Raw genomic sequence first — 14,506 nt, 5'->3', positions numbered from 1 at the left:
GGCGGAAATCGGGATATCGGCCATGCAGAAAGCCGATATCCCGACAATGTGACCGCCGCGCACCATCAGACGGCGTGTTCCAGCTCCACTTGCGTCCGCGACAGGACTTGGCGCACCGCGGCGACGACCGGTTCGACCTCCAGGCGCCAGACGCAGCACGCCTTGCTGGGATCGAGCGGATTGCACAGGCTGCCCGCGACGCAATTGCACGGCATGGACGGCTGCAAAGCGAGGCTGGGCACGCCGACCGGCCCCCAAACGGCCGGGCTGGTCAGGCCATACAGGCCGACAACCGGCGTTGCGGCGGCTGCCGCCATGTGCATGGGGCCGCTCTCATTGCCGACAAACAGTCGCGCCTGTTGCAACACCGCCAGCAGCGTTTCCAGCGACAGTGCGCCGACGAGGTTGACGATTGGCGACGCGGCCTGAGCGAGGATCTGCTCGGCGGGCTTGCGCTCGTCCGGTCCGCCGACCAGCACAAAGTCCAGTCCGGTCTCGCGCGCAATCGTGTCGATCACAGCGGCAAAGCGTTCCGGCTGCCAGCGCCGGCCGTGAAAGCTCGCGCCGGCATGCACGGCGATGAAACCGTTCGGGCGCAAACGATGTCTGTCGAGCAATGCCTGGACCCTCGCCGTCTCCAGCGGCAAGGGCCGGATCGACGGCGCGCGCACGCGCAGAGCCACGCCAAGCGGCTCGAGCGGCGAGAGATAGCGGTAGAGATAGTGCTGCTCGCCAAAGCCGAACGGCCTGGCAAACAGATTGGCCGGCTGACGCTCATGCCAACGCAGCGGCCTTTCCGAGGGATTGTAGCCGATGCGGGTCCTGGCATTGAGGAACCTGACGATGATGCGCGAGGTCTTTGAATCAGTGAGGTCGATGGTCAGGTCGAAGCGAAATTGGCGCAGCTTGCTGATCATCGAATAGAGTTCCCGCCCCCGCTCCAGCGGGGTGCCGCGCATGGCCGCGCGGCGGAAGGTCACGACCTCCGAGGCGATGCCGTGCGCCGTCACGAAACTGGCGAGGCGGGCCTCACAGAGAAAAACGATCCTGACGCCGGGATATTCAAGCTGCAGGTTCCTGGCGAGCGTGGAGGAGAGAACAATATCGCCGATGAACTTGGTCTGGAGGATCAGGATCGAGCGGAAGGGTTTGGGCGAAATCTGCAACATCTGTTTCTCGGCACCGGGCGGGTTGGGGGACCGTGAAATTGGGCAGAAACGATGTCGGGATTGCGTGCTGAGCCGCGCACATCAGCGTGAATTTGCTTACAAAATCGTAAGCTTAGCCCGGAGCGGCCACCGTACAGGTGGCCGTCTCATTGACGCGGAAAGAACTATGTCGAAATCAGGATGCCGCGGCGCTCTTTTTGGGGCGCGGCGCGACCATCTTGGCAATCTGCACCGCGGCCTGCGCGGCGGCCAATCTCGCAATCGGCACGCGGTAGGGCGAGCACGAGACATAGTCGAGGCCGACCTCTTCGCAAAAGCGGATGGAGGCCGGATCGCCGCCATGCTCGCCGCAAATGCCGAGCTTGATGTCGGGCCGCGTCGCCCTGCCCTTTTCGGCCGCCATGCGCACCAGTTCGCCGACACCCTCGATGTCGAGCGAGACGAATGGATCCTGCTCGATGATGCCCTTCCGGCGGTAGGTCTCAAGGAAGGAGGCCGCATCGTCCCGCGAGATGCCGAAGGTGGTCTGGGTGAGATCGTTGGTGCCGAAGGAGAAGAACTCGGCCGACTCGGCAATGACATGTGCGCGGATCGCCGCGCGCGGAAGCTCGATCATCGTGCCGGTGAGATAGTCGATCTTGACGCCCGTCTCTTCCATCACGCTTTTGGCGACGGCATCGATGCGCGCCTTGACGTAATCGAGCTCCTTCACCAGGCCGACCAGCGGCACCATGATCTCGGGAACGACCAGCGCGCCGGCTTTCTTGCCGGCCTCGACGGCGGCCTCGAAAATGGCGCGCGCCTGCATCTCGGCGATCTCGGGATAGGAGACCGCGAGACGGCAGCCGCGATGGCCGAGCATCGGGTTGAACTCGTGCAAGGCCTCGGTGCGCTGCCTGAGCTTGTCCGGCGAGACATTCATGGCAGCGGCGACTTCGGCCACCTCGGCTTCCGTCTTGGGCAGGAATTCATGCAGCGGCGGGTCGAGCAACCGGATCGTCACCGGCAGGCCGGCCATGATCTCGAACAGTTCGAGGAAATCCGAGCGCTGCATCGGCAAAAGCTTGGCCAAGGCGGTGCGGCGGTCCTTCTCGGTATCGGCCAGGATCATCTCGCGCATGGCGACGATGCGCTCGCCGTCGAAGAACATGTGCTCGGTGCGGCACAGACCAATGCCTTCGGCGCCGAAGGAGCGCGCCATGCGCGCATCGAGCGGCGTCTCGGCGTTGGTGCGCACCTTCATGCGGCGCGTCGCATCGGCCCATTCCATGATGGCGGCGAAATCGCCGGACAGTTCCGGCTGCAGCATCGACACGGCGCCCTTCAGCACCTGGCCGTTGCTGCCGTCGATGGTGATGATATCGCCCTTGCGGAAGGTCTGGCCCATCGACATCAGCGTGCCGGCCTTGTAGTCAACGCGCAGCGAGCCGGCGCCCGACACGCAAGGCTTGCCCATGCCGCGCGCCACCACGGCGGCGTGGCTGGTCATACCGCCGCGCGTGGTCAGGATGCCTTCCGAAGCATGCATGCCGTGAATGTCTTCGGGGCTGGTTTCGATGCGCACCAGGATCGCCTTGCGCCCTTGCGTGTTCAGTTCTTCTGCATCGGCCGACGAGAAAACGATCTCGCCGGTCGCCGCGCCCGGAGAAGCCGGCAGGCCGACGCCGATGACATCGCGCGGCGCCTTTGGATCGATGGTCGGATGCAACAGCTGGTCGAGCGAGGCCGGATCGATGCGGGCGACCGCCTCTTCGGTGGTGATCAGCCTGTCGCGCGCCATTTCGACAGCGATCTTGAGCGCCGCCTTGGCGGTGCGCTTGCCGGAGCGCGTCTGCAGCATCCACAATTTGCCACGCTCGATGGTGAATTCGAGATCCTGCATGTCGCGGTAGTGCTGTTCGAGGCGGTCGGAGATGTCGACGAAAGAGCGGAACGCGTCCGGCATCAGCTTCTGCAGCGACGGCTTGTCGGAGCCGGCGGCGATGCGTGCCGCCTCAGTGATGTTCTGCGGCGTGCGGATGCCGGCCACGACATCCTCGCCCTGCGCATTCACCAGGAACTCGCCATAGAGCATCTTTTCGCCGGTCGAGGGATTGCGGGTGAAGGCGACGCCGGTGGCTGACGTCTCGCCCATGTTGCCGAACACCATGGCCTGGACATTGACCGCCGTGCCCCAGCTTTCCGGGATGTCATGCAGGCGCCGGTAGGTGATGGCGCGGTTGTTCATCCAGCTTGAAAACACCGCGCCGATCGCGCCCCAGAGCTGCTCGTGCGGGTCCTGCGGAAACGGCTTATCGAGTTCCTCCTCGACCTTGGCCTTGTAGAGCGCAATGACGCCTTGCCATTCCTCAGCGGTCAGTTCGGTGTCGAGCTCATGGCCGAGGCTCGCCTTCTGGTCCTCGAGGATTTCCTCGAACACTTCGTGGTCGAGACCCATGACGACGTCGGAATACATCTGGATGAAGCGGCGGTAGCTGTCATAGGCAAAGCGGGCATCGCCGGAATCGGTGGCCAGTGCTTCGACGGTCTCGTCGTTGAGGCCGAGATTGAGCACTGTGTCCATCATGCCCGGCATCGAAGCCCGCGCCCCGGAGCGCACAGAGACCAGCAACAATTTCGACGGATCGCCGAAACGGCGCCCGGTCAGCGTGCCGATATGGTCCAGCGCTTTTGTGACATCGGCTTTCAGCTGGGGCGGATAGGTGTTGCCGTTGGCGTAATAGGCGTTGCAGACCTCGGTCGTGAGGGTGAAACCCGGCGGTACCGGCAGGCCAAGGCTGCACATCTCGGCCAGATTGGCGCCCTTGCCGCCGAGAAGATTGCGGTCACCCGCACGTCCCTCCGCGGCGCCATCGCCGAAGGTGTAGACCCATTTGGTCATGCTCGCCCTCCAAGTCCTTGGAAGAAACAACACCGAAGCCAAAGCCCGGTTCCCCCGCGTCCGACCCGAGCGTTATTATGCTGCAGTGCGAAAGGCAAGGCGTGGTCAGCCAAGCCCGGCCACTACAATCGATTAAGCAAAAGCTGCGTCAAAAAGACTTGCCGACCAGCCGCCCGCGATATAGAACATATCATGAACAAGTTGGGAGTAGCGTGATGAAACTCAACGGAAAACTCGACTATCTGGAATTGCCTGCGACCGCCGGAACGCTGGACAGCGTCAAGGCGTTCTACAGCGCGGCCTTCTCATGGTCGTTCACCGATTACGGGCCGACCTATTCGGCCTTTGGCGAAGGGCTCGACGGCGGTTTCCAGGCCGATGGCGCGGAGGCGCCGGCCAAACCGCTGCCGGTGCTTTATTCGCAAGACCTGGAAGCAACCCTCGACGCCGTGGAAAATGCCGGCGGCACGATCGTCAAGCCGATCTTCTCGTTTCCGGGCGGCAGGCGGTTCCATTTCACTGATCCGGCCGGCAATGAGTTGGCGGTCTGGGGCGAATAGCGAGCGCCCGTGCCAAGCGGTGGATCAGTTTTGCACAGGGCCAACTCGGCATTGAGCTTTCGTGCCGCTCGTCCTATAAGGCCGCGCGCAGCGGGCAAAGCCCGCCTGCTGGGGCGTCGCCAAGTGGTAAGGCATCGGTTTTTGGTACCGACATTCCCAGGTTCGAATCCTGGCGCCCCAGCCAATTTACGCGCCTTTTGAAATCAATGATTTACAGATGCCATGAATGGCTGTCGTCAGCGGCTATCTGGCTCCCCACGCGACCCGACTCCATTCACAGAGCCGGGCCGTGCGAAGAGGATCAGTAGTCGCTGTCGTCCTGGATGATGACGGGATGATGATGCCGATGGTGGCGACGCTCGATCGAGCCGGTCACGATCACAGTATCCGGACGATGATGTCTGCGGCCGTGGTCGTAGAAGGCAACCGTGCCGTGTTTACGGTGATGAAGGCGTTGACCCTGGTCATTGATGATCTTGACGGTCTTGTGGTGATGTCGATGGTGGGTCGTGATGATTACGTCAGCTTCGGCTGCCGAAGCTATCGCCGGCATCGCGATGAACAGCGCCAAAGCGCTCACGATCATTGTTTTCATTGCAATATATCCATCTGCTAATCATCCCTTCGCGGGGATAACCACCTCCCATCCCTTTGGTTCCGGGGTGGCGTCGTCGGTTCACGCGGCGCGATCAGTGACCGACGCTCCCGCGCAATACGGCATGTCGAAAGAGGGAATTGCGACACCAGGTCTTGTTGGCAGGACGCTTTCTTTCAAAGCTGACCACGAGGAGTTGCGCAGCCCAACAAAGCAGTGCTGCGCGCAACCCTCTATGTAGTCGCGTTCGATCACCTGATCTGTGGTGTAAAGCATCTGTCTTGCGAGGAAGACCCTCGGCCTTTCACGATTTCCGAGAAGACGACCAAGCAGGCCGCCTCAGATTCCGTAAGAAAGTGCAAAGTAGGCCACCGGTGCCAAGATCAGCAAAATCGCCATCGCGATAAGCACGGCGATTGCCAGGCGCTCTGTTCGCCTGACAAGGTCAGCGACCTTGTCGTCGTCAGCCCGCGGTATAAGATCAAGGACCGAAGAAACTTCCGTAGGACTGTCGTTGTCGTTTGCGGGTCGGGTGGTTGCGCGTTCACGCACGGATCTCTGGACAAAGGTCACTATTAGCCTCGTTGTTGAAACGTCACGCCGATTGGCGGTCCCACGACAATCGGGCGCCCGCTAGTCTATGGAGAATGGCGGGCACCCGATTGACCGCCGATGAAGGGACTCATACTCGGCAGCCTGGTTGCAATGTATTGCGAGGGCATAGGTTGCTCGCCTTCGACCTATGGCTCTGACGCCAGGACTTCAGTCATACCCTATTCGGACCTTAGTCTGACGGCAGACGAAACGGATGGCGGCCATTCGTTTCGACGCAGAAAAAATGCGGGAACATTAGTAGGCTCTGACGAGTTCACTCTCAGCAACAAATTTTCGGGAGAGATATTGTGAACAACATAATTTGGCTCGTCGGAGCGGTGGTCATCGTGATTGCGATACTGAGCTTCTTTGGCCTCCGATAAACGCGTTCGCGCAACTTGTTTGGGAGAATGAGTTGAGGTGAGGGACGCCACGCGTCCCATCGTTTTCAAGCGACCGAAGTTGCGCGTTGATCCGAAAGACAATCAGTTCGTCTTGCGGCGAAAGATGCGTGCTGCGCGGCCGAACAGGCCGGGACCCGCTTCAGCCGGTTTGGCTGGCGATGCTTGCACCGTCGACGTCTCGCGCGCGGGATGATTTCTGGGGTCGGAGGCCATGGCCATCACCGCCTTGATGGCCGGCTTTCTGCAGTCAGCGGCCTGCCGACCTCGCCATCCATTCCGACCGGTACCAGTCGACGAATTTCTTCAGCCCGTCCTCTATCGAGACACTCGGCCGGAAGCCGAAATCGCGTTCCAGCGCCGTCATGTCGGCATAGGTCTGCTCGACGTCGCTGGTCTGCATCGGCTCGTTGTTGCGCATCGCGGTTACGCCGAGCAGCCGCTCCAGCGTGGCGATGAAATCGTCCAGCCGCTCGGGCCGGTTGTTGCCGATATTGTAGATCCGGCATGGCGGCACTTCCGCCGGCGGCTTGTCGAGCACGGCGACGATGGCGCGCACGACATCGTCGATATAGGTGAAATCGCGCCACATCTCGCCATCGTTGAAGACGCGGATCGGCTTGCCCTCGAGCATCGCCTGGGTGAACAGCCAATAGGCCATGTCGGGCCGGCCCCACGGACCGTAGACGGTGAAGAAGCGCAGGCCGGTTTGCGGCAGTCCGAAGAGATGGGCGTAGGTGTGGCTCATCAGCTCGTCAGCCTTCTTGGTGGCGGCGTAGAGCGAGACGGGCCTGTCGACCTGGTCGGTCTCGGCAAACGGCACCTTGCGGTTGCCGCCATAGACCGAACTTGACGAGGCATAGACCAGATGCTCGAAGCCGACCGTTGCGCGGCAGAATTCGAGCACTTCGAGATGGCCGACCACGTTGGAACGGACATAGAGCCTGGGATTATCCAGCGAATGGCGCACGCCCGCCTGTGCTGCCAGATGCACGACCTTGACGATGCCTTGTCCGGCCAGCGCATCGGCGAGAGCGCCCGGCTCGGCGATGTCGAGCTGGTGAAAGGAAAAGCCGTTGTGTGGCTTGAGGCGGGCGAGCCGGCCTTCCTTCAGCGCCAGGTCGTAATAGTCGTTCATATTGTCGACGCCGACGACGGCTTCGCCGCGGTTCAGCAGGTGATGGCAGACATGGCTTCCGATGAACCCCGCGGCTCCGGTGACGAGTACAGGCAACAACGTTCTCCAGACACATGACCAAGCCAGCCATCAGGGCGATTGGCTGCATTCCATTGGTGCTATAGTCGAAAGCCGGGGTTGAGGCCACTGGCCAAGCCGACGCGTCAGCTCGCCTCGCGCATCGCCTCGGCGGCCTGCAGGTCGACCGAGACCAATTGGCTGACGCCCTGCTCGGCCATGGTGACGCCGAATAGGCGGTTCATGCGCGCCATGGTGATCGGATTGTGGGTGATGATGACGAAACGCGTCTCGGTGGTCGCGGCCATTTCGTCCATCAGGTTGCAGAAGCGCTCGACATTGTGATCGTCGAGCGGTGCGTCGACTTCGTCGAGCACGCAGATCGGCGCCGGATTGGTCAGGAACACGGCAAAGATCAGCGACATCGCTGTCAGCGCCTGCTCGCCGCCGGAGAGCAGCGTCATCGTTTGCGGCTTCTTGCCGGGCGGACGTGCCAGGATTTCGAGCCCGGCTTCAAGCGGATCGTCGGATTCGATCAGCTGCAGTTCCGCCGTACCGCCGCCGAACAGATGCGAGAACAGCCGCTGGAAATGGCCGTTGACGACGTCGAAGGCGGCGAGCAGCCGCTCGCGGCCCTCGCGGTTCAGGCTCTGGATCGCTTGCCTCAGCTTGCGGATCGCCTCGATGATGTCCTCGCGCTCGGAAACGATGGTCTCCAGCCGGTCCGACAGTTCCTTTTGCTCTTCCTCGGCGCGCAGATTGACAGCGCCAAGCCGCTCGCGCTCGACCTTCAGCCGGTCGAGTTGGCGCTCGATCTCGGCCATTTCCGGCATCGGGCTATCGGCTTCCAGACCGGTGTGGCGGATGACCAGATGCGGCGGCGTGTTCAGCGTTTCCTGGATACGCGCCTCGACCTCGAGCCGGCGTTCGTCGGCAGCGGTCAGCCGCTCCTCGGCGCGGACGCGGGTTTCGCGGGCGTCGGCCAGCGACTGGATTGCCGCGGTGGCGGCCTTGTCCAGCTCCGCCTGCTTGTTCTCGGCTTCCTGCAGACGGTCGGCAGCGGCCTTGCGCAAAGTCTCGGCCTCGGTCAGTTGCGACAGCAGCGCGCGGCGCCTGGCGTCGATCTCGTCGGGAGCATCGGCCAGCGTCTCGCGCTCGGCCTCGGCTTCGGCCCTGCGCTCGCCGAGCGAGGCGATCTGCGTCGAGGCGTTTTCGGCCCGCTGCAGCCAGCTGCTGCGCTCGGCGCCGATGGCATCAAGCCGGCGCGTGCGCGCCTCGGCCTCGCGGCGCAGGCCCTCATGCACGGCGCGCGCGTCGGCAAGGGTTGCGCGATCCCTGCCGACATTGGCGGCGGACTGTTCGAGCTGCAATTGCAGGTCGCCGAGATCGGGCGCGTCCTGCAGCAGCATTTCGGCCTCGGCAAAGGCGGCGGCCGTCTCTTCATGGCTGTCGACGATGCGCGCACGCGCTTCGTCCAGGGCGGCGCGACGGCTTGCCAGCTCACCGCCGGCCTTTTCGGCCTCGGCCAGCGCGTTGCGCGCGGCGTCCAGCCCGTGCTGGGCATCGCGTCCGGCCTGACGGGCGTTTCTTTCGGCCTCGCTTGCCTGACGCAGCGCCTGTTCGGCCTGGGCAAGGGCAGCTTCGGCCTCGCGCACGATTTGCGTCGCCTGCACCGCCTCGGCATCGAGTTCGGCCAGCCGGTTCTTCTGCGCCAGCCGCTGAGCGGCAGCGGTCGGCGCATCGGCGCTTGCCGTCAAGCCGTCCCAGCGCCACAGCGCGCCGTCGCGGCTGACCAGCCGCTGGCCGGGCGCTAGCAGGGCCTGCAAGCGGCGGCCATCGGCGGCTTCGACGATGCCGATCTGCGCCAGCCGGCGTGCAAGCTGCGAAGGCGCGCGCACCACGCTGGCGAGGCTCTTAATGCCTTCCGGCAAAGCCGCATCGCTTGGCTGGACCTGGCTTTCGCCCCAATGCACCGGCGCGCTGCGGTCGAGCGGCACGTCGAGGTCTTCGCCAAGGGCAGCACCCAGGGCCGTCTCATAGCCGCGCTCGACGCTGAGCTGTTCGAGCACCGATGGGAAAAGATCGCCGCTGGCGGCATTCAGGATCTTGGCCAGCGTGCGCGCTTCGGTTTCGATCCCGGCCAGTTCTGCCCTGGCGTCCTGCAGCGGCGGTCGGGCGGCACTCTCAGCGGCGCGCGCCTCGGCGACCGCCTGTTCCGCAGCAATGGCGCCGGCCTCGGTCTCCTCCAGCCGGGCGAGCGCATCCTCGACCAGAGCACGCTTCTCGGCAGGGTCGGGCAAGCCCGCGACCTTAGACAGGATCTCGGACAATTCGCGATCGACGTCGGCGAGCTGCCGGGCAAAACGGTCGCGGCGTTCGGCGGTCTCGCGCAGCGTGCGCTCGATCTGGTTGCGCGAGGCGGCCGCCTCGGCCCGTTCGGCGGTCAGCGCGGCGAGTTTTGTTTCACTCTGGACGAGCGTCGCGCCGGCCTGCTCGAAAGCGGCCCGAGTGGTGGCTTCGCGTTCGGCAGCGCCGGCATTTTCGGAGTTGAGCGTGGCCTCTTCCTCGCGCAGGCGCTCGAGGATATCCGCATTGTCGCGCACCATGCGCTCTTCGCGGGCGATGTCGCCGTCGAGTTGCTGCAGGCGGCGCTCGAGCTCGGCCTGGCGGGCGCGGATGCGGCCGGCCTCCTCCTCGATCTGCGCCTTGGCAATCGACAGGCGTTGGAAGGCGGCGGCAGCGGCGGCTTCGGCATCGCGCAGATCGGGCAGCCGGTGCGCGCCAATGCCTTGCTCGCGGGCGGCGGCCATCTGCGCCGAAGCGCGGTCGCCGACCAGTGCGGTGGCGACGGCCAGCGCCGAGCGCGCCTCGCCTTCCTGGGTCTTGGCCAGCGTCCAGCGCAAATGCAAAAGCGTGGCTTCCGCCTTGCGGATATCGGCCGACAGGTTCTTGAAGCGCGAGGCCTGGCGCGCCTGGCGCTTCAGGCTTTCGATCTGGCTCTCCAGCTCGCCGACGACGTCGTCCAATCGCTCCAGATTCTGCTCGGCCGCCTTAAGCCGAAGCTCGGCCTCGTGACGGCGCGTATGAAGGCCGGAAATGCCGGCGGCTTCTTCGAGCAGCGCGCGGCGCGCCTGCGGCTTGGCCTGGATCAGCTCGCCGATGCGGCCCTGACCGACCATCGAGGGCGAGCGCGCGCCGGTCGACTGGTCGGCGAACAGAAGCTGCACGTCCTTGGCGCGGGCTTCCTTGCCGTTGATGCGGTAGAGCGAGCCGGCCTCTCGCTCGATGCGGCGCGACACCTGCAACTCATCGGCGTCGTTGAAAGCGGCGGGCGCCGTGCGGTCGCTGTTGTCGAGGAACAGCGTGACTTCGGCGGTGTTGCGTGCGGGGCGCGTTCCCGACCCTGAAAAGATCACATCGTCCATGCCGGACGCGCGCATATTCTTGTAGGAGCTTTCGCCCATCACCCAGCGCATCGCCTCGACAAGGTTCGACTTGCCGCAGCCATTCGGCCCGACAATGCCGGTCAGGCCGCGTTCGATGACGAACTCGCCGGGTTCGACGAAGGACTTGAAGCCGAGGAGGCGAAGGCGCGAAAACTTCATTCGCGCCTGCCTACAGGTCGCAGAGGTGCGCAGACGCCAAAGCGCAGTCGCTCCGGCGCCGCCTGGACGTCAGAGCAGAGGGTCGATGATGGCCGATATTTCCTCAATCGACATCGCACCTTTGTAGGTCTTTCCGTTGATGAAGAAGGTCGGCGTCGAGTCGACCTTGAATTCATCGGCGCCGCGCTTCTGGACCGATCTCACATCGTCCAGAAGTTTCTGGTCCGTCAAGCAGGCCTCGAAGGACTCCTGTGTAAAACCGGCGAGCTTGGAGATCTGAAGCAGCGCATCCTTGGTGTTGTTGACGCCGACCCAGTTGGCCTGCTGCTTGAACAGCACGTCGACCATCGGGAAATAATTGTCCTTTGAACAGCGTGCCAGCATGAAACCGGCCTCGGCGCTCGGATCGAACGGGAATTCGCGCAGGATGTAGCGAGCCTTGCCGGTGTCGATGTACTTGGTCTTCAACTCAGGGAAGGTGGTCGCGGCGAAATGCGCGCAATGCGGGCAAGTCATCGAGGCATATTCGACGATGGTGACCTTGGCGTCGTCCTTGCCGAGCTGCTTGTCGGGCAGAGCGCCGGGCTTCAGCAGCTCGGCCATGTTGACGTCGCCCGTCGAGTCCGGTGCCTTGGCGGCGGCCGGCGTGGCAGGCGTCGCGGCTGGCACGGCAGGCGTTGCAGGCTTGACGTCCGCTGCCTTGGCGTCCTCGCCGGAGTCGCTGCATGCGGCGAGCAGTGCCACTGCCGGAACAACGGCCAGCGAAGACAGGAGGTTTCTGCGGGACAAGCTACGGTTCATGCGAATCACCTGACTATGGTTGGATTTTGCAATGCACAGGCTAGAAAAGGCGAGAGTTGGCGGGAATTAAGGCATCGCTGTCCCCATTCCAATCGCCTAACTCTACATGCATCATCACGAATGCGCGAGATTGGTGACGGGTTCATGACCGGCTGACTACCCTGGCCGCTTCCTCTCGCCGAGAATGGTGGCGCCCAGCCGCTCCAGCGAAGCGCGCAAGCCTTCATCCTCGATCTTGCCGACCGTATCAGACAATTTGGCCTTTTCGACCGATGTCAGCGGCCTCGGAGCCGGCTTCGGCCGGGCTTTCTCCGATAGCACCGGCTTCTGCACGATCCGGATCCTGCCGATCGCGTTGAAGCCCAGGAAGGCGTTGACGCGGTTGATGATTTCGCCGGTCTCGTGCTGCAGATGCAGCGCCGCCATGCCTTCGCAGGCGATGACCAGCGTCGCCGGCTCGAACGGATCGTCTTCGTGCATGCGGCGCGGCCACTGGATCTTTTCAGGGCGCGAATAGCCGGCAAGCCTGGGGCCTGCGATCTCTTCCCACGACTGCACCAGCCCGATCGAAATGCCGGCTCGCTTGCGTAGCACCGGGTCGAGAATCTGGGTGGCGAGATCGCTCACCGGAACGGGATTGCCGTAGGGCGTTCTCCCTGCCATGTACGTTCTCCAGCCACGCTCCTCACCAGCCAAGAGCCAGCCCGCGATCAATGGCACTGCACGAACAGACCCGCAAGCCCGCATCCCAGGACAGCGGCAAAGCCGCGTCCGAGGACAGCAGCACAGTTGCGTCTGGAGACAGCGGCAGAGCCGCTTCTGACATCCCGACCCGCCTGCTCGTCTGGTACGACTTGCACCATCGCGAGTTGCCGTGGCGGATCGCGCCGCGTGCGGCGGCCGGCGGCGCACAGGCGGATCCCTACCGTATCTGGCTGTCGGAAGTGATGCTGCAGCAGACCACGGTCGAAGCGGTAAAATCCTATTTTGGCGCTTTCGTCGAGAAATGGCCCGATGTCGAGGCGCTGGCCGCGGCGCCGACCGAGGACGTGATGAAGGCCTGGGCCGGGCTCGGCTATTATTCGCGGGCGCGCAATCTCAAGGCCTGCGCCGATCTCGTTGCGAGCCAAGGCGGGCGCTTTCCGGACAATGAAACGGGATTGAGGGAATTGCCGGGCATCGGGGCCTATACGGCGGCGGCGATCGCGGCCATCGCCTTCGACCGCCCGGCGGCGGTGGTCGACGGCAATGTCGAACGCGTCATCTCGCGGCTCTATTCGATCGAAACGCCGCTCAGCGAGGCAAAGCCTGAAATTCGCGCGCTGGTCGAAAGACTGGTTCCGCAGACAAGGCCGGGCGACTTCGCGCAGGCGATGATGGACCTCGGAGCCACAATCTGCACGCCGAAGCGGCCGCGCTGCATGCTGTGCCCGCTGCGCGAGGATTGCACCGCCATCCTGTCGGGCGACCCCGAGCGTTTTCCGGTTCGCCTGCCGAAAGCCGACAAGCCGCTCAGGCGCGGCGCCGCCTTCGTTGCCGAACGCAGCGACGGCGCCATCCTGTTGCGCAAACGTCCGGATAAAGGCCTGCTCGGCGGGATGACCGAAGTGCCGACCACCGGATGGACCGCTCGGGTGGATGGCGCGACGACTGCGGAAGCGGCGCCCTTCCCCGCCGACTGGCGGCGCGCCGGTGAGATCGCGCATGTTTTCACCCACTTCGCGCTCGAGCTCGAAGTCTTTCATGCCCACATTAGAGGTGATGCCCCGGAAGGACATTTCTGGTCGCTGGCCCATGACATTTCCGGGGAGGCGCTGCCGACCGTCATGAAAAAGGTAATCGAAGCGGCGATACCGGGCGCGACCAAAAAGCGGCTCACCTCGAAGGGATAAAAATGACTGAAATCCGCCACATCGTGTTCGATATCGGCCGCGTGCTGATCCACTACGATCCCAACATTCCGTTCAGCCGCCTGATCCCGGATGCGCAGGAGCGCAAGTGGTTCTTCGACAATGTCTGCACGCATGACTGGAACATCGAGCAGGACCGTGGCCGCTCGTGGGAAGAAGCGGAGGCGTTGCTGATCGCCGAGCACCCCGATCACGCTGAAAACATCCGCAATTTCCGCCGCCATTGGCACGAGATGGTGCCGCATGCCTATGAGGACAGCGTCGCCATCATGCTGGGCCTGATCGAGAGCGGCCACGACGTGACGATGCTGACCAACTTCGCCGCCGACACGCTTGCCGAGGCGCGGCTGCGCTTCGACTTCCTCAGCCGCCCGCGCGGCGTCACCGTGTCGGCCGACATCCGTGAGATCAAACCCGACCGCGCCATCTACGATCACCATGTCGCCGCGTTCGGCCTCGAACCGTCAGCCACGCTGTTCATCGACGACAGCCCCAGAAATGTCGACGGCGCCAAGGCGGCCGGCTGGCAGGCGGTGCTGTTCACGGATGCAAAAACGCTTCGAGCCGATCTTGAGCGGTACGGCATCGCGGTGTGAACTGAACCGCTTTCAGAACAGTGGTCAAAGTTGGCGCTGCCCCTCATTGTCCTGCCGGTGTCCAGCCGATAGATGGGTAACAGTTTGAACCGGATACATAGGTAACAGTTTTCGCCTTATGTTGAGTTCGCCGCAGCGCCAAGCGGTTTGGTTGGCGCGGCGCTTCGGCGAACCAGTTTCCCGTGCTTGTGGTCGATAA

The 14,506-nt window shown here is 63.6% G+C and carries 10 protein-coding genes and 1 tRNA gene; 4 read left to right on the top strand and 7 right to left on the bottom strand.

Annotated features, from left to right (window positions below; translation table 11 throughout):
• Nucleotides 1–65 precede the first annotated feature (65 nt).
• Entirely contained in the window at nucleotides 66–1,169 is a 1,104-nt protein-coding gene (locus AC04SG_RS24275) for a glycosyltransferase family 9 protein (RefSeq protein ID WP_488553100.1), read from the bottom strand.
• Between the two features lie 175 nt (nucleotides 1,170–1,344).
• Entirely contained in the window at nucleotides 1,345–4,050 is a 2,706-nt protein-coding gene (gene ppdK, locus AC04SG_RS24270; RefSeq protein ID WP_488553099.1) for a pyruvate, phosphate dikinase, read from the bottom strand.
• A gap of 215 nt (nucleotides 4,051–4,265) precedes the next feature.
• Here ppdK and AC04SG_RS24265 point away from each other — a divergent pair, with 215 nt between their 5' ends.
• Nucleotides 4,266–4,610, top strand: a complete 345-nt coding sequence (locus AC04SG_RS24265; RefSeq protein WP_488553098.1) for a VOC family protein — start codon at nucleotides 4,266–4,268, stop codon at nucleotides 4,608–4,610.
• A gap of 109 nt (nucleotides 4,611–4,719) precedes the next feature.
• Nucleotides 4,720–4,794 (top strand) — tRNA-Gln (locus AC04SG_RS24260).
• Between the two features lie 117 nt (nucleotides 4,795–4,911).
• On the opposite strand, the gene AC04SG_RS24255 is transcribed toward AC04SG_RS24260, so the two are convergent.
• The 5 genes from AC04SG_RS24255 to AC04SG_RS24235 form a co-directional block, all read right to left on the bottom strand.
• Complete coding sequence (locus AC04SG_RS24255; RefSeq protein ID WP_488553097.1) at nucleotides 4,912–5,205, bottom strand: hypothetical protein; 294 nt, start codon at nucleotides 5,203–5,205, stop codon at nucleotides 4,912–4,914.
• Between the two features lie 1,245 nt (nucleotides 5,206–6,450).
• A complete protein-coding gene (locus AC04SG_RS24250) occupies nucleotides 6,451–7,434 on the bottom strand; it encodes an NAD-dependent epimerase/dehydratase family protein (RefSeq protein ID WP_488553096.1) in 984 nt (327 codons plus the stop codon).
• 107 nt (nucleotides 7,435–7,541) lie between these two features.
• Entirely contained in the window at nucleotides 7,542–11,000 is a 3,459-nt protein-coding gene (gene smc, locus AC04SG_RS24245) for a chromosome segregation protein SMC (RefSeq protein WP_488553095.1), read from the bottom strand.
• Nucleotides 11,001–11,069: 69 nt separating this feature from the next.
• Nucleotides 11,070–11,801, bottom strand: coding sequence for a DsbA family protein (locus AC04SG_RS24240; protein ID WP_488553094.1), 732 nt, complete (start codon nucleotides 11,799–11,801; stop codon nucleotides 11,070–11,072).
• A 156-nt stretch (nucleotides 11,802–11,957) separates the two neighbouring features.
• Nucleotides 11,958–12,464 (bottom strand): DUF721 domain-containing protein, encoded by a 507-nt coding sequence (locus AC04SG_RS24235; protein WP_488553093.1) that lies wholly within the window; start codon nucleotides 12,462–12,464, stop codon nucleotides 11,958–11,960.
• A gap of 50 nt (nucleotides 12,465–12,514) precedes the next feature.
• On the opposite strand from AC04SG_RS24235, the gene mutY reads away from it, so the two are divergent.
• Both mutY and AC04SG_RS24225 read left to right on the top strand, forming a co-directional pair.
• Complete coding sequence (gene mutY / locus AC04SG_RS24230; protein ID WP_488553092.1) at nucleotides 12,515–13,693, top strand: A/G-specific adenine glycosylase; 1,179 nt, start codon at nucleotides 12,515–12,517, stop codon at nucleotides 13,691–13,693.
• A 2-nt stretch (nucleotides 13,694–13,695) separates the two neighbouring features.
• A complete protein-coding gene (locus AC04SG_RS24225; protein ID WP_488553091.1) occupies nucleotides 13,696–14,307 on the top strand; it encodes an HAD family hydrolase in 612 nt (203 codons plus the stop codon).
• The last annotated feature ends 199 nt before the right edge of the window (nucleotides 14,308–14,506 follow it).

It is taken from the genome of Mesorhizobium sp. CNPSo 4684, from assembly GCF_057784315.1.
The sequence above is the reverse complement of the archived record's forward strand: the minus strand, read 5'-3'. Positions and strand labels throughout refer to the sequence as shown.

Coding starts and splice junctions, on each gene's coding strand:
- AC04SG_RS24275 (WP_488553100.1), bottom strand. CDS start 1,169: ATGTTGCAGATTTCGCCCAAACCCTTCCGCTCGATCCTGATCCTCCAG.
- ppdK (WP_488553099.1), bottom strand. CDS start 4,050: ATGACCAAATGGGTCTACACCTTCGGCGATGGCGCCGCGGAGGGACGT.
- AC04SG_RS24265 (WP_488553098.1), top strand. CDS start 4,266: ATGAAACTCAACGGAAAACTCGACTATCTGGAATTGCCTGCGACCGCC.
- AC04SG_RS24255 (WP_488553097.1), bottom strand. CDS start 5,205: ATGAAAACAATGATCGTGAGCGCTTTGGCGCTGTTCATCGCGATGCCG.
- smc (WP_488553095.1), bottom strand. CDS start 11,000: ATGAAGTTTTCGCGCCTTCGCCTCCTCGGCTTCAAGTCCTTCGTCGAA.
- AC04SG_RS24240 (WP_488553094.1), bottom strand. CDS start 11,801: ATGAACCGTAGCTTGTCCCGCAGAAACCTCCTGTCTTCGCTGGCCGTT.
- AC04SG_RS24235 (WP_488553093.1), bottom strand. CDS start 12,464: ATGGCAGGGAGAACGCCCTACGGCAATCCCGTTCCGGTGAGCGATCTC.
- mutY (WP_488553092.1), top strand. CDS start 12,515: ATGGCACTGCACGAACAGACCCGCAAGCCCGCATCCCAGGACAGCGGC.
- AC04SG_RS24225 (WP_488553091.1), top strand. CDS start 13,696: ATGACTGAAATCCGCCACATCGTGTTCGATATCGGCCGCGTGCTGATC.